The sequence below is a fragment of the Sinorhizobium sp. 22678 genome (assembly GCF_052044265.1).
Lineage (GTDB): Bacteria > Pseudomonadota > Alphaproteobacteria > Rhizobiales > Rhizobiaceae > Sinorhizobium > Sinorhizobium meliloti_A.
Genome location: NZ_JBQEMS010000012.1, coordinates 169,099 through 190,879 on the forward strand (window position 1 = coordinate 169,099; position 21,781 = coordinate 190,879).

The 21,781-nt window shown below is 60.9% G+C and carries 22 protein-coding genes; 16 read left to right on the forward strand and 6 right to left on the reverse strand.

Going from position 1 to position 21,781, the window contains the following annotated elements; all coding sequences use genetic code 11:
• The first annotated feature begins 4 nt into the window (after positions 1–4).
• A complete protein-coding gene (locus tag ACTJKL_RS19500) occupies positions 5–562 on the forward strand; it encodes a slr1658 superfamily regulator (RefSeq protein ID WP_102762651.1) in 558 nt (185 codons plus the stop codon).
• A 14-nt stretch (positions 563–576) separates the two neighbouring features.
• Positions 577–915, forward strand: coding sequence for a slr1659 superfamily regulator (locus tag ACTJKL_RS19505; RefSeq protein ID WP_026168975.1), 339 nt, complete (start codon positions 577–579; stop codon positions 913–915).
• 35 nt (positions 916–950) lie between these two features.
• Here ACTJKL_RS19505 and ACTJKL_RS19510 read toward each other — a convergent pair whose 3' ends face one another.
• Positions 951–1,862, reverse strand: a complete 912-nt coding sequence (locus ACTJKL_RS19510) for an SMP-30/gluconolactonase/LRE family protein (RefSeq protein WP_440853583.1) — start codon at positions 1,860–1,862, stop codon at positions 951–953.
• Between the two features lie 260 nt (positions 1,863–2,122).
• On the opposite strand from ACTJKL_RS19510, the gene ACTJKL_RS19515 reads away from it, so the two are divergent.
• A complete protein-coding gene (locus ACTJKL_RS19515; protein WP_440853584.1) occupies positions 2,123–2,542 on the forward strand; it encodes a DUF1236 domain-containing protein in 420 nt (139 codons plus the stop codon).
• A gap of 106 nt (positions 2,543–2,648) precedes the next feature.
• Here ACTJKL_RS19515 and ACTJKL_RS19520 read toward each other — a convergent pair whose 3' ends face one another.
• Positions 2,649–3,263 (reverse strand): TetR/AcrR family transcriptional regulator, encoded by a 615-nt coding sequence (locus ACTJKL_RS19520; RefSeq protein ID WP_440853585.1) that lies wholly within the window; start codon positions 3,261–3,263, stop codon positions 2,649–2,651.
• Between the two features lie 104 nt (positions 3,264–3,367).
• On the opposite strand from ACTJKL_RS19520, the gene ACTJKL_RS19525 reads away from it, so the two are divergent.
• Positions 3,368–4,114 (forward strand): SDR family NAD(P)-dependent oxidoreductase, encoded by a 747-nt coding sequence (locus ACTJKL_RS19525; RefSeq protein ID WP_440853586.1) that lies wholly within the window; start codon positions 3,368–3,370, stop codon positions 4,112–4,114.
• Positions 4,115–4,193: 79 nt separating this feature from the next.
• On the opposite strand, the gene ACTJKL_RS19530 is transcribed toward ACTJKL_RS19525, so the two are convergent.
• On the reverse strand, positions 4,194–5,342 hold the full coding sequence (locus ACTJKL_RS19530; protein WP_440853587.1) for an AraC family transcriptional regulator: 1,149 nt from the start codon (positions 5,340–5,342) through the stop codon (positions 4,194–4,196).
• Between the two features lie 358 nt (positions 5,343–5,700).
• On the opposite strand from ACTJKL_RS19530, the gene ACTJKL_RS19535 reads away from it, so the two are divergent.
• The 6 genes from ACTJKL_RS19535 to ACTJKL_RS19560 are packed head-to-tail and all read left to right on the forward strand — an operon-like array spanning position 5,701 to position 11,694.
• On the forward strand, positions 5,701–6,747 hold the full coding sequence (locus ACTJKL_RS19535; RefSeq protein ID WP_440853588.1) for a UDP-glucuronic acid decarboxylase family protein: 1,047 nt from the start codon (positions 5,701–5,703) through the stop codon (positions 6,745–6,747).
• Positions 6,747–7,733, forward strand: coding sequence for a UDP-glucose 4-epimerase GalE (galE, locus tag ACTJKL_RS19540; RefSeq protein ID WP_379940133.1), 987 nt, complete (start codon positions 6,747–6,749; stop codon positions 7,731–7,733). Before ACTJKL_RS19535 ends, galE begins: the two co-directional genes overlap by 1 nt.
• Positions 7,730–9,595: a glycosyltransferase family 2 protein gene (locus ACTJKL_RS19545; RefSeq protein ID WP_440853589.1), complete on the forward strand. Its 1,866-nt coding sequence runs from the start codon at positions 7,730–7,732 to the stop codon at positions 9,593–9,595. The genes galE and ACTJKL_RS19545 overlap by 4 nt, the downstream gene beginning before the upstream one ends.
• Positions 9,596–9,599: 4 nt before the next feature.
• A complete protein-coding gene (locus ACTJKL_RS19550; protein ID WP_440853590.1) occupies positions 9,600–10,211 on the forward strand; it encodes a DUF995 domain-containing protein in 612 nt (203 codons plus the stop codon).
• Positions 10,208–11,185: a glycoside hydrolase family 26 protein gene (locus ACTJKL_RS19555; RefSeq protein ID WP_440853591.1), complete on the forward strand. Its 978-nt coding sequence runs from the start codon at positions 10,208–10,210 to the stop codon at positions 11,183–11,185. The genes ACTJKL_RS19550 and ACTJKL_RS19555 overlap by 4 nt, the downstream gene beginning before the upstream one ends.
• Positions 11,185–11,694: a DUF995 domain-containing protein gene (locus tag ACTJKL_RS19560; protein WP_379940122.1), complete on the forward strand. Its 510-nt coding sequence runs from the start codon at positions 11,185–11,187 to the stop codon at positions 11,692–11,694. Before ACTJKL_RS19555 ends, ACTJKL_RS19560 begins: the two co-directional genes overlap by 1 nt.
• A 115-nt stretch (positions 11,695–11,809) precedes the next feature.
• Here ACTJKL_RS19560 and ACTJKL_RS19565 read toward each other — a convergent pair whose 3' ends face one another.
• Both ACTJKL_RS19565 and ACTJKL_RS19570 read right to left on the reverse strand, forming a co-directional pair.
• Entirely contained in the window at positions 11,810–12,112 is a 303-nt protein-coding gene (locus ACTJKL_RS19565; protein ID WP_379940119.1) for a hypothetical protein, read from the reverse strand.
• Between the two features lie 146 nt (positions 12,113–12,258).
• Positions 12,259–13,329, reverse strand: a complete 1,071-nt coding sequence (locus ACTJKL_RS19570) for an ROK family protein (RefSeq protein ID WP_379940116.1) — start codon at positions 13,327–13,329, stop codon at positions 12,259–12,261.
• Positions 13,330–13,505: 176 nt separating this feature from the next.
• Between ACTJKL_RS19570 and ACTJKL_RS19575 the strand changes: the two genes are divergently transcribed.
• From ACTJKL_RS19575 to ACTJKL_RS19585, 3 genes are all read left to right on the forward strand, one after another.
• A complete protein-coding gene (locus ACTJKL_RS19575) occupies positions 13,506–14,663 on the forward strand; it encodes an osmoprotectant NAGGN system M42 family peptidase (RefSeq protein ID WP_440853595.1) in 1,158 nt (385 codons plus the stop codon).
• A 247-nt stretch (positions 14,664–14,910) separates the two neighbouring features.
• The gene (locus ACTJKL_RS19580; RefSeq protein ID WP_440853592.1) at positions 14,911–16,737 is read left to right on the forward strand and encodes a histidine kinase; all 1,827 of its coding nucleotides are present in this window, start codon (positions 14,911–14,913) and stop codon (positions 16,735–16,737) included.
• The gene (locus tag ACTJKL_RS19585) at positions 16,698–17,378 is read left to right on the forward strand and encodes a response regulator transcription factor (protein ID WP_440853593.1); all 681 of its coding nucleotides are present in this window, start codon (positions 16,698–16,700) and stop codon (positions 17,376–17,378) included. The genes ACTJKL_RS19580 and ACTJKL_RS19585 overlap by 40 nt, the downstream gene beginning before the upstream one ends.
• Positions 17,379–17,407: 29 nt before the next feature.
• Here the strand turns inward: ACTJKL_RS19585 and ACTJKL_RS19590 are convergent, their stop codons facing one another.
• Positions 17,408–18,739 (reverse strand): SGNH/GDSL hydrolase family protein, encoded by a 1,332-nt coding sequence (locus ACTJKL_RS19590; RefSeq protein ID WP_440853594.1) that lies wholly within the window; start codon positions 18,737–18,739, stop codon positions 17,408–17,410.
• A gap of 428 nt (positions 18,740–19,167) precedes the next feature.
• Between ACTJKL_RS19590 and ACTJKL_RS19595 the strand changes: the two genes are divergently transcribed.
• The 3 genes from ACTJKL_RS19595 to ACTJKL_RS19605 are packed head-to-tail and all read left to right on the forward strand — an operon-like array spanning position 19,168 to position 21,626.
• Positions 19,168–19,599: a hypothetical protein gene (locus ACTJKL_RS19595; protein WP_411932952.1), complete on the forward strand. Its 432-nt coding sequence runs from the start codon at positions 19,168–19,170 to the stop codon at positions 19,597–19,599.
• 30 nt (positions 19,600–19,629) lie between these two features.
• Positions 19,630–19,779 (forward strand): DUF5989 family protein, encoded by a 150-nt coding sequence (locus tag ACTJKL_RS19600; RefSeq protein ID WP_010975331.1) that lies wholly within the window; start codon positions 19,630–19,632, stop codon positions 19,777–19,779.
• A 14-nt stretch (positions 19,780–19,793) separates the two neighbouring features.
• A complete protein-coding gene (locus ACTJKL_RS19605; RefSeq protein WP_411932951.1) occupies positions 19,794–21,626 on the forward strand; it encodes a carbamoyltransferase family protein in 1,833 nt (610 codons plus the stop codon).
• The last annotated feature ends 155 nt before the right edge of the window (positions 21,627–21,781 follow it).

The window sequence follows — 21,781 nt, forward strand, 5'->3', positions numbered from 1 at the left end:
GCGTATGACGACCTTATATGGACTGGAGGACCTTGCCGTCGGCACGGGCGAGAATTCGACGAAACTTCGTCTCTTCGACGGCCCGCTCGATCTCGGCTGGAAGCATTGCGCGATGACGTCCGATTTCGTCGCCGAGTTCGCGGCTCTGCGCTACAAGACGTCCCGCGGCCTCTACAAGGAAGTCCGGCACAATGTCGGCTATCTGACCAATGAGCTGATAGAGAACGCCGTGAAATTCCGTGCAGGCGGCGAAATCGTCGTAGAGGCGGCGATCGCCTCCAACACGTTCCGAACCAAGATTTCCAATCTTGTCGACGAGGGCACGGCCGACAAGTTCCGCCATCTGCTTTCTGAAATAACGATAGGAGATCCGTCCGACCTCCTGATTGAGCGGATAGAGGCGAACGCAACAGGATCCGGCTCCGGTTCCGGCCTTGGACTTTTGACGCTCATGAGCGATTATGGTGCACACTTCGCCTGGATATTCGGATCCGGCGAAGCGGATGGCAAGATCCCGCTGGAAACCTATGCTTCTATCGCCATCCCCGACCTCTCGAATTGACGGACAACGAAAACATGGAAATCAAGGAAGACGAATATCGCGTTTGGTCGGAAGACAAGGACATCTATTTCGACGGGACGATGCGCTTGCCGAGCACCGAAGCCTACGCCCCGATTTTCTCCCTCGTAATGGATATGCTCGAAGCCGAGCCGGAGCGCATGACTGTGGATCTCACGGGGCTGCAGTTTCTCAATTCCTCCGGAATCAACCTGCTCGCGAAGCTCACCATCGAAGCGCGCAAGCGGCCGAACATCCAGTTTACCGTTCGCGGAAGCTCCGAGTTCCCCTGGCAGACGAAGTCCCTGCCGAACCTCAAGAAACTCCACCCCGGCGTCGATCTGAGGCTAAGCTGAAGGGCGCTCCCAGGTTCGAAGGCGTGCTGAAGGCATCACGGATACTGCACGCCGTTCGTTGCCGTGTAGATGGAATAGAGCGACCGGGTGGCCGTAATGAAGAGGCGGTTCTTCTTGGGGCCGCCAAAGGTGAGGTTCGACACCGTCTGCGGCACGAGGATCTTGCCGAGCAGGGTGCCGTCGGCGTCGAAGCAATGCACTCCGTCGGCAGCACTGCACCAAAGGTTTCCCGCCACGTCGAAACGCAAGCCGTCCGGATTGCCGTTGTCGATGGAACAGAAATAGCGGCCGTTTGCGAGAACGCCGCCAGCGGCGACGTCGAATACGCGAATATGGCTCGGAACCTCGTGCTTTGCAGATCCCGAGTCGGCAATAAAGAGCCGCGCCTCGTCCGGTGAGAAGGCGAGCCCGTTCGGCTGGATGAAATCGCTGACGACGGCCTTGATAGCGCTGGATAGAGGGTCGATGCGGTAGACGTTGCGTGTCGGCTGTTCCGGTTCCGCTTTGTGGCCCTCGTAGTCCGATATGATGCCGTAGGTTGGATCGGTAAACCAGATCGAGCCGTCGGAGTGCACCACGACATCGTTCGGCGAATTGAGCCGCTTTCCTTCATAACTGTCGGCGAGCTCGGTGATACGGCCGTCATGTTCCGTGCGTGTCACGCGCCGGCCGCCGTGCTCGCAGGAGATCAGGCGGCCCTGGCGGTCGCGCGTGTTGCCGTTCACGTAGTTCGAGGGGGAGCGGAAGACGGAAGCGCCGCCGTGCGGCGTCCACCGCATCATGCGTTGGTTCGGAATATCGCTCCAGATCAGGCAGTCGAGGTCGGAAAACCAGACCGGTCCTTCCGCCCAGCGGCAGCCGCGATAAAGTTCTTCGAGTGCTGCGCTGCCAACGATCAGCGAACGGAAACGTTCGTCGCGAATGTCGTAGAGGGGATTGTCGGCCAATGCTGTTCCTCCATTTCCCGAGAGCCTTCGGCGTGCGTGCGGGCAAATATCCCCGGCTGTAGGGTTTCACTTATAGTTCGACACCGGCCGAAGGGAACAGGCGACACCCCATCGCCTGCATGGATTTCCTCCAGGAGGGCATGAAGGTGCGATTTCGCCAGCTCGCTGCGTGACGCATTCCGCCAAGCCACGGAACAACTCCTGAGCCCAACGGGTTGTTTGGCGGAAGGGACGCATTTCGCATAACGGGAGAATGCCTGATGAAAGATCTGATCGTCAAAGGTGCCATTGTTCTGGGTCTCGGGCTCGGCTGCTTTGCTGCTCCAGCAGCGGCGCAGAGCACGACCAAGAACAGCGCCGTTACCGGCGCAGCCGGCGGAGCTGCTGCAGGTGCAGTCATAGGAGGCCCTGTCGGGGCTGCCGTTGGTGGTGTCGCAGGAGCAGTCGCAGGTGCGGCGCTCGACCCGCCGCCGCCGAAGGTGATCGAGTATGTCGAGGCGCAGCCGCTTCCGGCAGAGCCGGTCGTCGTTCAACAGGAGATCGTAGTCGGAAAGCCGCTGCCCGAGACGGTGGTGGTCACGCCGATCCCGGACGACACGCGCTATGCCTATGCGGTTGTCAACGAGAAGCGCGTCATCGTCGAGCCGAAGAGCCGCACGGTGGTGCAGGTCGTTCAGTAAATTATGGCTAACACACGCGTTCGAGCGGGAGAAGCCGCGTAGCCTTTCCTCTCCTGCTGTGAACCTCAAGCTTGCCCGGCGAGTATCCGAAGCCCGCCGGGCATTCCTATGATGCCGCGTTTTGCGTCAACACGCCCCAGGCGGCCATCGCGCCGTCAGCGACGTTTTTCAGGGCTTCATAGCTGCCGCCATCACGCGCGAGGATCGACATTCCATGTTGTACCGTCGCATAAAAGGTCGCGACGGCCCCGGCATCCACCCCGTCGGCCAACTCGCCTCCAGCAATTGCAGCCTCCAATCGGTGCCGTAGCTTATCGATGTTTTCCGCGCGGTGACGGGTCAACGCTTCGCAGACGGCTTCGGGAATGGCTGCCTGGTGAAGTCCTCCGAGCGCTATCAGACAGCCGTGCGGGGTATCCGGCTGAGAATAGGCTTCGGCTGTCGCGAGAAGGAATCTCTTGACCGCTTCCCTTGCCGTCGGCGCTGTCTCCAGCGGCTTCCAGATCTCAGTGCCGACCGTTTGCGCGTAGAGCTCCATCGCCTCCAGATAGAGCGCTTCCTTGCAGCCGAATGCGGCATAAAGGCTGGGCGCATTGATGCCCATGGCGGCGGTCAGCGTTGTCAGCGACGCGCCCTCGTATCCTTTCTCCCAAAACACCTCCATGGCGCGCATGAGCGCATCGGCACGATCGAAGCTGCGGGGGCGGCCTTTGTCGGGCATAGGATCAACTCTTTTCTGTAACGATCGATAAATATATCGCTTGACAGGCATTGGCAAGCTCGGGCAACGTTTGTGTATCGAGCATTACAGAATGGAGTTTTCCGATGACATCGATCAGTTTGAGCGGAAAGACCGCTTTCGTTACCGGCGGCAGCAGGGGTATCGGCGCGGCTATCGCCAAGAGGCTTGCTCTGGAGGGGGCAGCGGTGGCGCTGACTTATGTGAATGCGGCCGATCAGGCGCAGGCGGTCGTGTCCGAGATCGAGCAGGCGGGCGGTCGCGCGGTAGCAATCCGCGCCGACAACCGCGACGCTGAAGCCATCGAGCAGGCGGTTTGCCAGACAGTGGAAACTTTGGGCGGGCTGGACATACTGGTCAACAGCGCGGGCATCTGGCACTCGGCTCCTCTGGAGGAGACGACCGTCGCTGATTTCGACGAGGTAATGGCGGTCAACTTCCGTGCGCCCTTCGTGGCCATTCGTTCCGCGTCAAGGCATCTCGGTGACGGCGGCAGGATAATCACGATCGGCAGCAACCTGGCCGAACTGGTTCCCTGGCCGGGGATCAGCCTCTATTCGGCCAGCAAGGCTGCTCTGGCCGGCCTGACGAAAGGCTTGGCCCGTGACCTCGGACCGCGCGGGATCACCGTCAACATCGTTCATCCAGGCTCGACCAATACCGATATGAACCCGGCCGATGGCGATCATGCCGAAGCGCAACGGGAACGTATCGCCACCGGCAGCTACGGTGAGCCGCAGGACATCGCCGGACTCGTCGCCTGGCTGGCGGGGCCGCAAGGCAAGTTCGTCACCGGTACTTCGCTGACCATAGACGGCGGCGCCAACGCTTGATGCCGGAAACCACGGCGACCATGACGGTGTCGATAGTCCATGACGCCCGAACATGTGCCACGTGTACGCTGCTCATCCCTCATCCTTGAACCGACTTGAGCCAGTCGCCGATCGTCGCCCCGCTGTCCCGCTCCGGCGGGGCAACGGGCGTGGCGAGGCGTTCGGCGGCCGCAGCCTTGCGGATTTCGCGCGGGCTCGCTCCGAATTCGTGGCTGAAGGCACGTGTGAAATTGGCGGCGAGGTCGAAACCAGCCGCTTCGGCGATCTCCGCGATGGGCCTGTTGTTCGTCGGATCGCTGAGCTCCGCGTACGCCTGCAGGAGCCGACGTCTGCGGATATAGTTCAGCACGCCGCCGCTCGGCTCGAATAGCTGATAGAGACGGGTTCTGGAAATTCCGAGCTCGCGGCATATGGCTTCGGGCGTCAGGTCCGCCGAGTGCAGGTTCAGGTGGATATATCGGTGCGCCCGCTCCATCACTCCCATTTTCGCCTGGGAGCCTCCCGCATCCGGTCTCACCGCCGCCACGCAGGCAACGACCATGTCGCGTATCGTTCGAACGATGCGCGGCACTTCTTCCACGGTGATGTTGCCGAGGTTTTCTTCCATCCCGTTGATATAGTTCGCGAGCAGGTCGGCGAGGCTGCCGGACAAGACCGCATTGTTGGCGCCTTCGAGCTTGCCCGCATCGTCCGCAAGCAGTTCATAGGGCATGAAGAGAAGGATCGATGCGGCATCCGTCATGCGCCCACGATAGGGATAGCCGAGCGACCGGAAGAAGAACTCTCCCGGCCCCGTCTCGGTGACGCGGCGGTCGGCTTCGGTCCATGACCGGCCGCTGCGAAAGAGGCCGACGTTCCAATGGTCGATCGGGCTCGAGCGCAACATAGTCTGGGAACGCTCGTAACTATGTGCCGGCGTCACCTGTTGAACGATCAGCAAATCGCCGAGATGCCAACCGGTCAGTTCGGCCGCAAAGCCGTCCTCTTCGGATAGTCCATCGGGCAGGCGCACGTCCACGAGCGGCGCCATATGCGCCCGCCAGGATCTAAATTGCTCTTGCGGCGGCAGATCATGTGTCGAAAATCGCGAAGGTACGAGCGCCGGCGACCTTTCGGCTGAACGGTCCTTTCGGGCTGCCGGATCGCGCGGCCAACGGCGCCGCTCCATATGGGCAGGCCAGGCCGGAACTTCGACGGGGTCATCTCCTGATCCGGAGTTCTTCGTCATGCAACCCTCCAGCGAAATGGATTGCCCATTCGGGTGAGCCCGAAAGAGCGATTTACCCGAGCGGCGAATCTGTCCCACCCTGATGCAACTCGCCTCAAGGTGGAATCGAATCGGCGGGGCACACCTGCCAGTTTCCATTTTATACCCCGTTATATGTAGAAATGCACGGCGGGATAACAATCGGGATTGGGTGATAATGACAATCCCCATCCGCTGCTTGTATTAAATACCTACAGTTGTTCCAAGCATTGCCCGAAAGTAATTAAGGTAGTTTCGAACGGTAAAGTTTCGATCACCAATTTATTGTGCCTGCTGTGGATGAATTTTAGAAGTTAGCAGATAGTGTGAGGAATATTCCGTGAACTATTTCAGAAATGACTTCAGGGGAACGCTCTTCGGCGCGAATGAAGATACAGATTCACTGCTGCGCCGAAGCCTTCAAAAGAGAATACTTGTTACGGGCGGCGCCGGCTTCCTTGGATCGCATCTTTGCGAACTGCTTCTCGGCGCCGGGCACGAGGTCGTCTGCCTCGACAATTTCTCGACGGGCCTGAGGCGCAATATCGCGCCGCTCAAGCGTTTCGATACCTTCCGCGTAATCGCCCACGACGTCGTGGAGCCGATCGACCTCGAGGTCGACGAGATCTACAACCTCGCCTGCCCGGCATCGCCGCCGCATTACCAGGCAGATCCGATCCAGACGACGAAAACCTGCGTGATCGGCTCGCTCAACCTCCTCGATCTGGCCGCGCGTCGTGGCGCACGCATCTTCCAGGCGTCCACATCGGAAATCTACGGCGACCCGCACGTCCACCCGCAGGTGGAAAGCTATTGGGGCAACGTCAATCCCTTCGGCCCGCGCTCCTGCTATGACGAGGGCAAGCGTTGCGCAGAGACCCTGTTCTTCGACTTCCACAAGTCCCATGGGGTCGAAATCAAGATCGTCCGTATCTTCAACACCTACGGCCCGCGGATGCGCCCGGATGACGGGCGTGTCGTTTCCAACTTTATCGTCCAGGCCCTGAAGGGTGAGGACATCACGATCTACGGCGACGGCTCGCAGACCCGTTCCTTCTGTTTCGTCGACGACCTGATCGACGGCTTCGTCCGCCTGATGGCATCGCCGCCGTCCCTTACCGGACCGGTCAATCTCGGCAATCCGGCAGAGTTCACGATCGGCGACCTCGCCGAAGAGGTGGTCCGGTTGACCGGGTCGCGCTCGAAGATCGTCCGGCGGCCCCTGCCTGTGGACGATCCCCGCCAGCGCCGCCCGGACATCTCGCTCGCGAAGGAAGAGCTCGGTTGGCGTCCGAAGGTCGATCTGGCCGAGGGGCTTGCGCACACGATCCGCTATTTCGACGACCTTCTCTCCCGGTCGATACGGGAAAGCGCGGAGTTGGTCTGATGGTTGCGCCAATTATCCTCGTCACTGGTGGCGCCGGCTATATCGGCAGTCACACCGCGAAGCTTCTGCGCCTCGAGGGCATCGAGCCCGTCGTCTACGACAATCTGACGACCGGAAACCGTTCCGCCGTGCGCTGGGGACCATTCATTCAGGGAGATATTCTGGACGGGCGGCACCTGATCGAGGTCATCGAGGCCTATCAGCCGGACGCCGTCATCCACTTCGCCGCATCCGCCTATGTCGGCGAATCCGTCGCCGATCCTGCGAAATACTACAACAACAACGTCGGCGGCACGCTGTCGCTCCTCGATGCATGCCGCCAGACGGGTGTCGACAAGGTGATCTTCTCATCGAGCTGCGCCACCTATGGCGTACCGGCGTTGCTGCCGATCGACGAAGCGACGCCGCAGGCACCGATCAACCCCTATGGCAAGACGAAACTGATGGCCGAGCACATGCTCGCCGACTATGCGGCCGCCTTTGCGCTGAATTATGTCTCGCTACGCTATTTCAACGCATGCGGCGCCGATCCTGAGGGTGATCTCGGCGAATGGCACGACCCCGAAACGCACCTCATTCCGCGGGCTCTGATGGCCGCGGCAGGCCGCATTCCGCATCTGGAGATTTTCGGCGAGGACTACGACACCCCGGACGGAACCTGCGTGCGTGACTATATTCACGTTTCCGATCTTGCGAGCGCCCATGTGCTGGCGTACCGGCATCTCACCAACGGCGGCGGGAACCTCGCGCTCAACCTCGGTACCGGCCGCGGCTTCTCGATAAAGGAAGTCCTGCGAACGATCGGCGAAATTACCGGGCATAACGTCCCGGTCGTATTTCGCCGGCGGCGTGCCGGAGATCCGCCGGCGCTTTATGCGGATGCCGGGCTGGCCTGCCGGACGCTCGGCTTCCTGCCGCGATATTCCGATCTCCAGACGATCGTTCGAACCGCCGCCCCGTTCTTCGGGCTGGAGGTACGGTCATGACCGTCCTTTCCGCCAATGAGCCGACGCGCATTTCCGAAGACGGTGAGCCGCGGCTTGTGCCTGTGCTCACGCGCGGACGCCGGATGGAATTTCTGCTGGGCGCGGGGCTCTGGGCCGCGGCGCTCGTCCATTTCTGGTCCTGGTGGCTGGAGCCGCGCCATCACGTCGACGCTTTGGGCAGTGCCATCGTGACTTCGGTCCTTGCCTGGGTCACCCTGCTGCCGGCCTATTTCATTGCCGTCTTCTATGGCGCCTTGAAGCCGAACGGGCCGTTGCGGCTCCCGGCCGGCAGTCGCATTGCCATGGTCGTCACCAAGGCACCGTCGGAACCCTTTTCCGTCGTCGCCGAGACATTGGAGGCGATGCTTGCGCAGGACGTGCCGCACGACACCTGGCTTGCAGACGAGGATCCTTCCGAAGCGACGCTCGACTGGTGCCGCAGCCATGGCGTCCTCGTCTCCACACGCAAAGGCCGGGCAGACTATCACCGGGCCACATGGCCACGGCGCACCCGCTGCAAGGAAGGCAATCTCGCCTTCTTCTACGATCACTACGGTTATGCCCGGTACGATTTCGTGGCCCAGCTCGATGCCGACCACGTCCCCGCACCCGGGTACCTCTTCGAAATGCTGCGCCCATTTGCCGACCCGGAAGTGGGTTACGTCTCGGCGCCGAGCATCTGCGACCGCAATGCTTCAGAAAGCTGGTCGGCACGCGGCCGCCTCCATGCGGAGGCGAGCATGCACGGTGCTCTCCAGGCCGGATACAATGGCGGGCTCGCGCCGCTCTGCATCGGCTCTCACTACGCGGTGCGCACGGCTGCCCTCAAGGAGATCGGCGGTCTCGGCCCGGAGCTTGCCGAAGACCATTCGACGACATTGATGATGAATGCGGCAGGCTGGCGCGGCATTCACGCGCTCGATGCGATCGCCCATGGCGACGGACCGCGCACCTTTGCCGACCTGGTGACCCAGGAGTTCCAGTGGTCGCGTAGTCTCGTGATGCTCCTGCTGCAGTATTCGCCGCGTCTCGTCGGCCGGCTGCCGCTGCGACTGAAGTTCCAGTTCCTCTTCTCGCAGCTCTGGTATCCGCTCTTCGCGGGCTTCATGGCGCTGATGTTTGCTATGCCGATCGTCGCCCTTGCGCGCGGCGAAACCTTTGTCGCCGTGACCTATCCGGAGTTTCTGGCCTATTTCACGCCGCTCTCGATCATCCTCGTCCTGCTGGCCTATCGCTGGCGTGCAACCGGCGCCTTCCGGCCTTACGACGCGAACATCCTGAGCTGGGAGTGCATGCTCTTCCTGTTTGCGCGCTGGCCCTGGGCGCTTGCCGGCACGCTGGCCGCTCTGCGCGACTGGCTCACCGGGTCCTTCGTGGATTTCCGTGTCACGCCGAAGGGATCATCCGAGGTCGATCCGCTGCCCCTGCGCGTGCTCGCGCCCTACTTTTTCCTGGCAGTTTCGGCCGCCATGCCGGTCCTGTTCGTCGAAGATGCCGCGAAGGCCAAGGGGTTCTACCTCTTCGCGATCCTCAATGCGGCAATTTACTGCCTGCTTCTGCTGGTCATCGTCCTGCGGCATTCGAGAGAAAACGCCGTTGGCACCGCCTCCCGTTTCTATCGTCCCGCAATAGCGGCCGGGCTCCTGGCGGTCGTCGCACTGCCCGGCATTGCTACTGCCGAACACGGGAAGGACGGGCTCGAGGCGCTTGCATGGGGCAGTGGGCACCTGCGCATCTTCGAAGAGCGTTATGCGGTGGCCGGAGCCGGGCAGGGCGGTACGGCATTGCGCAAGATCGTCTTCCGGCCACGCTGGATTTCCGCCCCCGCGGAACAGCGGGACGGCAACTCTAAGAGGGGATAAGAACATGAAAGTGAAAGTCCCATTCTTCGGGAGAGAGGGCCGCGGCACCCGACATACGCTGCCCGGCCGGCGCTTCGCCCTTGGCATGTTGGCCGTCCTTGCCCTCTGCCAATCACCGGCGTCCGCGGAAGTTGCCGTTCCCGAAAAGGCCCGCACCATGACGGGCGTCGAGCTCTACATGATCTTCCAGGACAAGACCTGGAAATGGGAGAGCGGCGCCGGCCGGATGGACCGTGAAGGTCGCGCCTTTCGGGCCTGGGCGCAATCGGCCACGGGGGAGAGCTGGGCCGAAGGCCGCTGGAGCGTGAATGACCGCGGCCAACTCTGCCTGACGGCCGTGTGGCACAGCCAGGGTGCCGCCGCCCGAGACAAGACCTGCTTCAGCCACCGTACGCTCGACGGAACCATCTACCAGAAGAGGGAGCCGTCCGGCGACTGGTACGTCTTCAGACATGCCAAGACGCAGGCAGGCGACGAGTTCAACCGTCTGGTCAGGGAGGATCTGGTCGCCGCCAAGCTCGCAGCCTTCGAGGAGCGTATCGAGGGCCAAGTGAAACAAACAAAGATTAGCGTTGGCCGGCAAACCGGGACGAACGCGTTTGGAGGTGTTCGATGAACAGGAAATCCAAGGCCATTACCTTTGCATCTCTCGGTCTGTTGCTGTCGGGTACCGTGCTCGCGGCCAACATGCCGCGGGGCATCCCCGAACCGAACTCGCCGACGATGGCGACACCATCGGACAAGCGGCCCGTCCTGACGGAGAACTCGATCGATTTCGGCGCTTACGATCCCCATGGCGACTTCGGCGCGCCGGGCAGCTCGAAGATCGAGCATCTCTTCCTGCCCTGGGAAGACGTCGATCTGTCGACACTGACGCTTGCCGACGACTATGCCCAAGCCCGCGGCCGTTCGCTCATGATCACCATCGAACCCTGGTCGTGGTCGCCCGAGTGGCGCGTGACCGAAGGGGAGCTCCTGCGTTCGATCCTGAGCGGCGAACGCGACGAGAACATGGCCCAGGTCTGCTCCGCCGCCGCTGCCCTCAAGAGTCCCGTGATCATCCGCTGGGGCCAGGAAATGGACGAAACCGACAACCAGTTCTCCTGGTCCCATTGGCGGGGCGACGACTTCAAGGCAGCCTATCGCCGCGTGGTGACTGTCTGCCGCAGCCACCTGAAGCACGCGAAGTTCATGTGGTCGCCCAAAGGCAACGAGGGTCTGGAAGCCTTCTATCCGGGTGACGATGTCGTCGATATCGTCGGGCTTTCGGTATTCGGTTACCAGCCCTACGATCGGGGCACGACCGGGCGCGATCAGACATTCGCGGAGCGGCTGGCGCCCGGATACGGCCGGGTGATGAACTACGGCAAGCCGATCATGGTCGCCGAGCTCGGCTATGAGGGCGATGGTACATACGCAGCAAGCTGGGCGGCATCGGTCGCCGAGCGGCACGCCGAATTCCCGCGGCTGACAGCCGTAGTCTATTTCAACGATCGCGAGATCTATGACTGGCCGCAGGGCTACGGCCGCCCCGATTGGCGGGTTGTCCGCGAAACCATTAGCGGGCAGGTGCCCGATGGAGGCATGTGATGAAATCGATATACCGAGGAATACCTTTGGCAATCGCGCTGGCCGCCAGCATAGCCGGTGCTTCGTTCGCCGAGGCCGCCACTGCGCGCCCGGAGAGGAAGGCAACTCCGCTGACGCACGCGGAGCTGCTCCAACTTTACGGCCAGAAATCCTGGATATGGAAAGAGGGGGCGGGCTACTTCTCGGTGCAGGCACGCCGGTTCACCGCCTGGTCAAAGGAGAACGGCAAACCGTCCTATGGGGTGGGCCGCTGGTTCATCACCGGCCCGGGGAAACTCTGCTTCCGCGCCGAATGGCACGCCAAGGATGGCTCGGCGCCGGCGACGACCTGCTTCAGCCACGCCAAGCGGGGTGGCGTGATCTATCAAAGGCGAGAGCCGGACGGCACCTGGTACGTCTTCAAGAACGCACGGGTGAGACCAGATGACGAGTTCGCCAAGCTTCGACGCGGCAATTACGTAGGCGCGAGCCTGAGCCGCATCGAGGCGAGACTCGGCCGGGTCGAGTAACCCTCGGCCGGGAAGGGGTTGCGCGGCTGGCCGATGTCAGCAGTTCAAACCGGCTCCGCAGATGAGCCCGGCGTCGAAAGGCCCGCAACCCCGCCCCACGCTTTTTCGAAATCGCTCAGCGAAGGAAACAGCGCGAGGTGCTGCCGAAGCCGCTGGGCGTGCAGACATAGGGAGCCCGCCCGAGATAGGCCGAGCGCACGAGTTTAGGCGTTTTTTGCGTGACCGCTTGCTTGCCCGGCGCGGGCTTTCTTTCAGGCAAAGGGTAGCCGACTTCCCGCGCGATCGAAGCGGTCGTTTCCTGGCTGACGGTCGAGGAGCAGCCCCAGGTGGTCACGGCAAGCATGACGGCAAGGGTGCTGCGGGCGACGGTTTTGCGGGCTTCGAACAGTCCGGACAATGCTTTCGACTTTACCTTCACAATCGGAACTCCCCGTTTTTTGCTTGTGAAGGAAGGTTAGCCGAAAGCCTTTAATTCACGGTCGAGGAAAAGCCGACAATTCGTCGGGATTGCGCATCAGGCGCTTAACCATTCGGGCACTCACGGCGGCCAGGACGCGCCGCGCCTCAATTTTCGACCTTGTTGCTGAAATGCGCGTTTCCGAGGCCCGTCCCGATCGTCAGGATCCCCCAGCTCGATGCATTCTGTACGAAAGGTATCTGCGACAGACCTTGCACGACGGCGTCGTTGTGCATGATCACGAAGGTCTCGTGATCGCCGATCTGCGGAATGGCGTCCTTAAGCGCGGCAGGCAGGTTGAAGTGCTCGCTTTCCCAGTTGCCGCCCGGCAGGTTCTGGCCGCCGCGAAGGATCGAGCCATCTTCGTTGATCACGCCGGGGCAGGCCACGCCGATGACCGGCGCGGGCGCGAGGTCCGCCTTGTCCGCCTTGGCTATAAGCTTCTCGATCATGCCGATGAGCTCCTCGATGGTCGTGCTCCTGTTGGGCTTGTCATCCGCATGTCGCCAGATGTCCGATTTCCAGACCTTTGCCTTGGAGAGGTCGGTTTCATCCTTCAGGTGCAGCTCGACTATGCCCACGCGGATATTGGTGCCGCCGATGTCGATGGCGAGGATCGCCTTGTGGCCCTTCAGCATCCAGGCGGGCATGAGATGCGCGGCGCCGATGAGCCCGGCATCATCGGGATGGTGAACGATGGGGGAGAGTTCGATCTTGATCCCTTCAGCCTTCAGCAGCACCATTGCGCGGGCAATGGCCAATTCGCCCGCTGCGCTTCCCCGGAAGCCTCCGCCGATGACGACGCGCTCCGTATTTTTCCAGCTCTTTTGTTGCAGGAACCGTTCGAGAACGCTGGCGAGCTCGCCGGCGAACTCGTCGACCGCACCCATGATCAGGGCGGCCGCCTCCTTGTCGTCGCCGTGAAGAAGGGCATCGACCTGCTTTTTGGACAGATCCTGGGTCAGGGCCTGCCCCAGCGGATCGTCGCCGCCCTTGCGCACGCGTTTGCGCCAGGCGTCGAGCTTCTCCTGGAAGGCAAATTTGTTGGCCCTGTCGCCAAGGAAGCCGTCGCCGTCACGCAGCTCCAGATTATAATCGTCGACCGTCACCGACGGCAGATTGCTGGCGCCATGAATGAGCGGGACGCCGTTTCGTCTTTCGTTCGCGGATTTGCCCACGCAACCTCCCGAGTGACGCCTGGCTGGCCTTGCCGAATAGCTGAGTACCTTACAACGTGGCGGGCGGTGCGATGTTCCCGTCCGAGATTTTCGAGACGCGCGTGACGATCTTCGGGAGCGCGCGTCGCTTCGGCAACATTGTTGACGCAGGCATCCATGATTGCGACAACGCGTTCATGCAGACACCGATCAATATAGACCCGTACTATCTCACCAGCCGCCTGAAAGCTCTGCTCGACATTGCGAGCCCGACCGGTTTCACCGATGAGGCGGTGCGTTACACGGCGCGTGAGCTCGAGCGGCTCGGCCTGGAAGTCAAGCTGACCCGCCGGGGCGCGATCCGCGCTCTTCGGCCGGGGGCCGCCGAGCGCCCGGCCCGCGGGATCGTCTCACACCTGGACACCCTCGGCGCGCAGGTGAAGGCGCTGAAGGAAAACGGCCGCCTCGAACTGGTATCGATCGGGCACTGGTCTGCACGGTTCGCGGAGGGGGCCCGCGCCTCGATATTTTCCGGCAAGGGCACCTATCGCGGTTCAATTCTCCCGCTGAAAGCCTCGGGTCACACCTTCAACGAGGAGGTCGACACGCAACCCACTGGCTGGCGCCATATCGAGCTGCGCGTCGATGCGCTCGCACGCGACCGGAACGATCTGGTGCAGCTCGGAATAGACGTGGGCGACATCGTCGCTATCGATCCGCAGCCGGAATTCCTCGAGAACGGGTTCATCGTTTCGCGGCATCTCGACGACAAGGCGGGGGTCGCCATCATGCTTGCGGCGCTCGAGGCCATGCAGCGCGAGAAGGTGGAAACGCCGGTCGATACCTATTGGCTCTTCACCATCGGCGAGGAAGTGGGTGTGGGCGCGTCAGCTGCAATCGTCCCGGAAATCGCCTCGCTGGTGGCGATAGACAACGGCACGACCGCGCCTGGCCAGAATTCGGACGAGTTCGGCGTGACGCTCGCGATGGCGGACCAGACGGGACCTTTCGACTATCACCTTTCGAAAAAGCTCTACGAGCTTTGCGGCGAGCATGGCATCCGCGTCCAGAAGGACGTCTTCCGCTACTACCGTTCCGATGCCGCTTCCGCGGTCGAAGCGGGGCACGATGTGCGCACGGCGCTTCTCACCTTCGGTGTCGACGCGTCGCACGGCTACGAGCGTATCCATCTCCATGCGCTGATGTCCGTCGCGAAGCTCGCGGTGTATTACGCGGCAAGCGAGGTCCAGATCGAGCGCGACGCCGAGGAGGTCTCTGGCCTTCGGGGCTTTACCCGGCAGAAGGTGCGACAGGCCGAGCAGGACCTGAAAGCGCACGAGCCTGACGTATCCTGAGGCGTCTCGCTTTTCTGACTCGCTACGCATGCGACGAGACCGGCTCCGATCGTTTAGCGCTGCCACCTGAAAGGTTGAATGGCGCTGTGGGACCCGGAAACGAAGCTGGTTCTTTAGGCTGCGATTCGACATAATCCCCCGTGTTTCTCGGAATTTGTGGGTTGCCTGTCTTCCGCTGCGAATTTCCTCCCCTCGAGAAGATCCGTCGCGCAATACAGAAGAGGGTTATTCGTCATCGAAGGAGCGCATGATGAGGGTGCCGCGGGCCTTCTTGCGGCGGGGTTTCAATCTCCGCAAGTGGTATACCACGCTCAAGGGCAGGATGGCCGCCGAGACCGGTTGGGCGGCCGCGCTCTTCGAAGGGGCACCGGCAATTGCGACCAGCCGGCAAACATGGATCAATACATTTCGCGCGCGCTCGGACAGTGTTATCGCCGTCGCTCGCATTCTTCTGGCCGTTGGAAGCCTCTGGATCACCTGGATCGATGCTACCATTCGGCCAGGTCGCTCGGACCTCGTCTTCTGGTTCCTCGTCATCTATCTGGTCTATGCAATCGCGGCGGCCCATTTTGTCTGGAAAGCCCAGGTCCATCGGGTCCGCGGGACCTTCATAAGGCATCTCATCGACGTCTCCAGCTTGGTGATCCTGGCGTTGCTTGCGGACCGCGTATCCGGTCCGGTCTTCATGCTGATACCATTTGTCCAGCTGGCAGCGACCCTTCACTGGCTTTGGCGCGGTGCCCTATGGACCGGATCCGTTGGCGTCGCGATCCTGATATACCTTGCGCTCTCTAATACGGTCTGGCCGTTCAGTTCGGACGTCGACGCGGCCGTCGCGCTGTCGTTCATTCTTTTCCTGGTCACGGCAACCATTCTTCTCACGTGGCTCGGCACCCATCAGGAGGCGGTGCGCTCGGAGTTGTTACGTCTGGTCGAGCGGACACCCTCCGCGTCCGACGGGCGCGAATGGCCGGCGGAGGCGGCGTTGGAATATGCGGTGCAGGTGGCGCGTGTTCCTCGTGCACTGCTAATCTGGAGCGATGGTGACGAGCCCTGGACCAATCTGGCGACATGGGAGAGCGGGACATGCGAGGTCAGGCACTTATCGCCGGCGGCCTATCTGCCCTGGACGCCGGAGGCGCTGGAGCATGCAAGTCTTCTGATCATCGACGCGAAGCGCTCCCGAGCTCTTGTTCATCGCGGCGGGGGGCGCTTCGACTGGTGGCGTGGCGACGGCCTGCCGGTGTCCCCGGCTCTCGTTGCGGAATTCTCTATCGCCTGCGCAATTTCGGTGCAGTTTCAGGCGAGCGATGTCGAGGCGCGTCTTTTCTTCCTCGATCCGCCGGCCCCGACAATCGACGATGTGGCCTTGGCCGAGATTGTCGCCGAACGATTGAAAACACTTTTCGAGCAAACGATTTTGCTACGCCGCCTTAGCGATGCAGCCGCCCTTGAAGAGCGCGTCAAGATCGGACGAGATATCCACGATGGTGTCCTGCAAGCGCTCGCAGGCACCGCGCTGCAGCTTCAGACATTGCGCTCGTCGAGAGAATATCATGAGATCGACGAGCGTTTAATGGCTATTCAGGCTATGCTTTCTGAAGAGCAGACTGATCTACGTGCTCTCATCCGCAGGCTCGATCCGGGGTCCGGCCGCCACGCCAGCGACTCTCGATTGGCGCTTCGGCTGGCGGCCTTGGCCCGGCGTCTGCGGCAGCAATGGTCGATAGAATTTCGCTTTGTGCTATATCCCGAGGATCTTCGCTTGCCGGTGGCGATGGTCGACGAACTGGTGCATATGATAGCAGAAGCGACCGCCAATGCCGCGCGTCATGGCCATGCGCGAACTCTCGAGGTTCGGATCCGACGCGATGACGGAACGGTGACCTTGACCGTGGATGACGACGGGACCGGTTTCGGATTCGACCGGCGGCTGGAGCATGCGGAACTGGAGACCAGCAAGTGCGGTCCGCGAAGCCTGCGCGAACGCGTGTCGATGTCGGGTGGGAATCTTTCGATCGAGAAGGTTGATCAGTGGACACGGATAACGATCAAGATCCCGGCTCACCCGTGAGTGCGCGTATCCTCGTCGTCGACGATCACCGGATAGTCCTCGATGGTTTGCGCCGTTTGCTCGGCGCCGAGTCCGGCTGGGAGGTGGTTGCAACCTGCAGGACAGCTGCAGATGCAATCGAAGCGCTCGCGAATAAGCCCGTCGACCTCGCGGTCGTTGATCTACGGATGCCTGAAATGGGCGGATCGGATCTTGTCCGCCGTCTTCGCAGCGACCAACCGAGACTGGCGTGCGTCATTTTGACGGCGGATATAAGTGATGAAGAAGTTGCCGAGGCGATAGAAGACGGGGTGAGTGGAATTGTCCTAAAGGAACAGGCGCCGAGCGCCCTCATCGAGTGCATCCGGGCGGTGCTTGCGGGCCGCACCTATTTCACGGATCGCAGTTTAAGTGCCGCGATCGACCGAATCCGGGAGCGCGACACCGAGCGCCGCTCGGTCATGCAGACGTTAACGCCCCGCGAGCTCGAGATATCCTGCCTGGCCGCCGCAGGTTTGCGCAGCCGGGAAATAGCCGCAAGGCTTGGAATCGCTCCCGGCACGGTCAAGCTTCACCTTCACAGCGTCTACAGCAAGCTCAACATCACCACCCGCGTGGAGCTTGCCAATATTTCCCAGCGACTGCGTCTCGATTCCCGTTGACAACATTCCGTCAGAGCGTCCCCGGAAGATTAGTTGCTTCCGAGGATTTGTCCCGCACTCTCCGGCACTGCCGGCAAGCGTGAGAGGATCTCGTTCGCTGCGAATTTGGCGCCCTCACGACTGAAATGGGCGTCAGGGGCGTACATGAGAATAGGTTCGGGGCGAGTGCGTATGGCCTCCTGGAGATCGATGACCTCGATGCCCTCTGCCGCCGCAGCACCGAGAACTTCCATCCGCAGCGCGTCGAAAGGCCCATCCGAGGAGAAAGGTCCGATGAAACGGTCAATTCTGGGAACGTAGACCAGTGTAAAGGAGCCGCCCCAGCTCTCGGTGAGTGATTTCGCTCGGTGCAATATACGCCTGAACTCGGGGTTGCTCTGCGTAATTTTAGGATAGACGAGCCCCAGTCTCGTGAGGGTCTGTTGCAGCGCGACAAAATTGCGGAACAAGGCTGTTCTCGTCAGGAGGTCGACACTTGTGACCGGCGCATTCTTCCGCTCCGCCAAAATCTCTCGAGCCCGATCCATCGTTTCCTTCGCGGTTGCCTGCAAACCATAGTTCGCGTCGGGCGAAAGCGCGGCGCGAAGCCACGGAATTGTAAGTTCGCGCTCCAAATTCTCCCAATCATTGCCTTCGAAGAAGACCATGAGGACGCGACGGGGACGCAGAGTCTCACCAAAGCGGCCGAGCGTCGCCAGTTCCGTCAGCGGACCATTTCCCCTTATGCCGATGCTGGCCGTGCTAAGGCCGTTTCCGCGCAGCCTAGACGCAAGGTCCTCGCCCGGAGGCAGGCAGAAGCCTTCGACGAATGAATCTCCGAGAAGCATCACGTCGAGCCGCTTGTCGTAAACATGGTCGGGATTATTGAAACCGAACCTGTCTGCGGTATAGCTCACGACCCCCTTGTTCGAAGTGCAGAGCACCACTTGTGTCGACGGGAAGCCGGACAGAAGCGCCTCGGGCAGTTCGTCAGTGCCTGCAAGCCGATTCAGGCCACGAAGCGTAAATCCCGGGACCACGTTCTTGTTGCGCGTGAGCGTCTCAGCCTGGGCCTCGCTGAGTTGGCCGAACATTCCCAGCCGAACGGACACGACCGAGACGGTGTGTATCGCCTCAAAAAGAAACAGAGCCGCCAATAGGCTCGCACCGCAGATACCGACGAGCAGGGAAAACTGCGGCTTTGCAAAAAGGCCTACGACGATGAAGGCCACTGCTAGTACGCCCGGGATCAGCACGTAACGGAGGAAATGCGGAATTTCAGTGGCGAACAATTCGTAGTGCAGCAGAGCGTAGATGGGACTTAACAACAGGTACAGGCCGGGAATTGCGCATACCAAAAGCCCGAGATGCCGCTTTGTCACGATGGCCTATCCTCTCGCGAAAACGTTCAACGAAAAAGCTTTGGTGAGTCCCTCTGGCTCTGGTGACCCACTCTCTAATGGTCAGGCTGATATGAGTTTCAATCTCTCATGATTTGTTTCACGAAAATGCTTTTTCAGAATAAAATAATACGGAAAAGCTCGCGCGGTGGAATATACGCCGCTTTTCTGCTCGTGTCTCATCAAAATGCTGAATAGTTCAAGTCCGAGCGCGGTTCGGGCGAGCTTCTACCCCGCCTTACCTGAATCTTGTGCCGGTCGTCTATATCCAATGGTATATTGACCGCGTCGGCCGCCCCTTGTTCTATACACGTCTCTTATCTTATTGATTTCAAGAGTGGCGCGAACGAAAGCCGCGCGCCGATGGTATTTTAAAGAGCGATTAGCACTGGCCGCGCAGGAAGTGCCCAATGAGCAAGTCTCACGAGTCCTTTTCCGAGCACACCGTGGAGGGGCCGTCGAACCGGAGCTTCGGCTATACCGTCGGCGGCATCCTTCTCGCTATCGTGCTCGTGAGGTGGCTGGTCACTGGGTCACTATCGTCCATCTCCGTAGGACTTGCCGCTATCGGTACGGTCCTCGTCCTACTGGCGCTTGCTTTCCCCAACTCGCTTTCGGTACCGAACCGGCTTTGGATGCGGCTCGGTCTACTGATGTTCAAGGTCGTCAATCCTGCTGTGATGCTGCTGATCTACGCCACGGCCTTCGTGCCTATCGGATTGTTCCTGAGATGGCGCGGCTACGATCCGCTCGCAGCCTCCTTGGACAAGGGTGCCGACACGTATTGGACGACGCGGGAACAAAACGAACCTGACCCGGCGACGATGCGCAATCAGTTCTGATCGTTCGGGTTCACGAGTGGAGGAGACGGGATGGAACTGGTAAGGGAACTCTGGACCTATATGGGTATCCGCAAGAAGTTCTGGCTGCTGCCAATCTTCATCGTCCTTGGCGTCTTTGGCGCATTGGTCGTGCTGACGCAGGGTACCGCGGTGGCACCGTTCATCTACACCTTGTTCTGAAGCCGGCCGATCCCATGCGTATTCTAGGTATCTCGGCGTTTTACCACGACAGCGCGGCAGCGATGATCGAGGACGGCCGCATCGTTGCCGCGGCGCAGGAGGAGCGGTTCACCCGCAAGAAGCACGATGCCGACTTTCCTGCCAATGCAGTGGCCTATTGTCTGTCTGCGGCCGAGTGCGAAATGGCGGAGGTCGACCATGTCGTCTTCTACGACAAGCCGATCCTGAAGTTCGAACGGCTGCTGGAGACTTACCTCGCCACAAGTCCGCGCGGCTTCCGCTCATTCAAGATGGCGATGCCGCTTTGGATCAAGGAAAAGCTTTTTCAAAAGAAGCTGTTGCGCAGGTATCTAGGCAAGCTTGCCGGGGTGAAGCAATGGCCCGGCTCGCTCCTGTTCACGGAACATCATCTGGCGCACGCGGCCAGTGCCTTCTTTCCGTCGCCCTTTGCGAGCGCCGCGGTCTTGACGATGGACGGTGTCGGAGAATGGTGCACTACGTCACTGGGTCATGGCCGCGGCAAGGACCTCCACATACTTAAGGAAATTCGCTTCCCACATTCGCTGGGGCTGCTTTATTCCGCATTTACTTACTATACGGGTTTCAAGGTCAACTCCGGCGAATATAAAGTGATGGGCCTTGCCCCCTATGGACGTCCGTTATTCGTCCAGAAAATACTGGATCACCTGATCGATTTGAAGGAAGACGGTTCGTTCCGCCTGGACCAGCGCTATTTCGACTACTGCGCCGGTCTCACCATGACGTCTCCTGCCTTTCATGAACTGTTTGGCGCAGCACCTCGAAGACCGGAATCGCCCCTGACCCAGCGCGAGATGGATCTCGCCGCTTCAGTGCAGGCAGTCACGGAAGAAGTCGTTCTGAAGCTCGCCCGTTTTGCCCGTCAGGAAACTGGCGAGCGTCACCTTTGTCTCGCCGGTGGCGTTGCGCTGAATTGCGTCGCAAACGGCAAGCTCCTTAAGGAGCGTATTTTCGACGACATCTGGATCCAGCCCGCGGCGGGTGATGCGGGCGGGGCGGTCGGCTCGGCGTTGGCGGCCTGGCACGGCTATCTCGGTAACCGGCGATCCCCAGACGGTCGAGACCGAATGGCAGGGGCCTATCTCGGCCCGGCGTTCGACCAAAGGGAAATTGAAAAGCGGCTGACGGCCAGTGGCGCGGTCTACACAGTCTTGAGCGACGAAGACGTGATCGCGCGTACCGTTGACGCGATCGTCGACGAGAAGGCGGTAGGATGGATGCAGGGGCGCATGGAATTCGGACCGCGCGCCCTGGGTGGACGGTCGATACTGGGCGATCCGCGCTCGCCGACCATGCAAAAGACGCTCAACCTGAAGGTCAAATATCGGGAGAGCTTCCGCCCCTTCGCCCCTTCCGTCAGACGTGAGGACGTGGCGGAGTGGTTCGATGTCGACGTAGACAGCCCCTATATGCTGCTTGTAGGCGACGTGCTCGATCGCCACAGAGTGCCTCTCGGTACCGGTGAGGCGGCATTGTTCGGCATAGCCCGCCTGAACGTTCCGCGGTCGGGTATCCCAGCCGTCACGCATGTGGATTATTCCGCCCGGGTGCAGACCGTCCATCGCGACACTAATCCACGCTATTGGGAGCTTTTAAGCGCGTTCAAGCAGCGAACCGGCTGTCCCGTATTGGTCAACACCAGCTTCAACGTCCGCGGCGAGCCGATCGTATGCACCCCGGAGGATGCTTTCCGATGCTTCATGGGAACCGAGATCGAATGCCTCGTGGTGGGCAATTGCTTCTTGCGGAAAGAAGATCAGCCCTCGAACTTGCGGCAGGACTACAAAGATCGGTTCGAGCTCGACTAAGGCCTCCAGAGAGCCAATATCCGCCGCGGCTTGTTCGATCTCGGCTCCCCCTTGCAAGTGTTTTTTGCAGATTTTTTGATCGGATCGCTTGCTTCCATATGTTCGGCCTTTCGGTGTGGCCGCACAGGGCCACTGGCCAAGATGGTTTCCGCAAC

Bases quoted from the DNA above. Each gene is read 5' to 3' on its own strand.
- ACTJKL_RS19560 (WP_379940122.1), top strand. From the start codon at position 11,185: ATGAAATCGATATACCGAGGAATACCTTTGGCAATCGCGCTGGCCGCC.
- ACTJKL_RS19595 (WP_411932952.1), top strand. From the start codon at position 19,168: ATGAGCAAGTCTCACGAGTCCTTTTCCGAGCACACCGTGGAGGGGCCG.
- ACTJKL_RS19575 (WP_440853595.1), top strand. From the start codon at position 13,506: ATGCAGACACCGATCAATATAGACCCGTACTATCTCACCAGCCGCCTG.
- ACTJKL_RS19525 (WP_440853586.1), top strand. From the start codon at position 3,368: ATGACATCGATCAGTTTGAGCGGAAAGACCGCTTTCGTTACCGGCGGC.
- ACTJKL_RS19545 (WP_440853589.1), top strand. From the start codon at position 7,730: ATGACCGTCCTTTCCGCCAATGAGCCGACGCGCATTTCCGAAGACGGT.
- ACTJKL_RS19520 (WP_440853585.1), bottom strand. From the start codon at position 3,263: ATGCCCGACAAAGGCCGCCCCCGCAGCTTCGATCGTGCCGATGCGCTC.
- ACTJKL_RS19605 (WP_411932951.1), top strand. From the start codon at position 19,794: ATGCGTATTCTAGGTATCTCGGCGTTTTACCACGACAGCGCGGCAGCG.
- ACTJKL_RS19600 (WP_010975331.1), top strand. From the start codon at position 19,630: ATGGAACTGGTAAGGGAACTCTGGACCTATATGGGTATCCGCAAGAAG.
- ACTJKL_RS19580 (WP_440853592.1), top strand. From the start codon at position 14,911: ATGATGAGGGTGCCGCGGGCCTTCTTGCGGCGGGGTTTCAATCTCCGC.
- ACTJKL_RS19500 (WP_102762651.1), top strand. From the start codon at position 5: ATGACGACCTTATATGGACTGGAGGACCTTGCCGTCGGCACGGGCGAG.
- ACTJKL_RS19550 (WP_440853590.1), top strand. From the start codon at position 9,600: ATGAAAGTGAAAGTCCCATTCTTCGGGAGAGAGGGCCGCGGCACCCGA.
- ACTJKL_RS19515 (WP_440853584.1), top strand. From the start codon at position 2,123: ATGAAAGATCTGATCGTCAAAGGTGCCATTGTTCTGGGTCTCGGGCTC.
- ACTJKL_RS19505 (WP_026168975.1), top strand. From the start codon at position 577: ATGGAAATCAAGGAAGACGAATATCGCGTTTGGTCGGAAGACAAGGAC.
- galE (WP_379940133.1), top strand. From the start codon at position 6,747: ATGGTTGCGCCAATTATCCTCGTCACTGGTGGCGCCGGCTATATCGGC.
- ACTJKL_RS19530 (WP_440853587.1), bottom strand. From the start codon at position 5,342: ATGACGAAGAACTCCGGATCAGGAGATGACCCCGTCGAAGTTCCGGCC.
- ACTJKL_RS19555 (WP_440853591.1), top strand. From the start codon at position 10,208: ATGAACAGGAAATCCAAGGCCATTACCTTTGCATCTCTCGGTCTGTTG.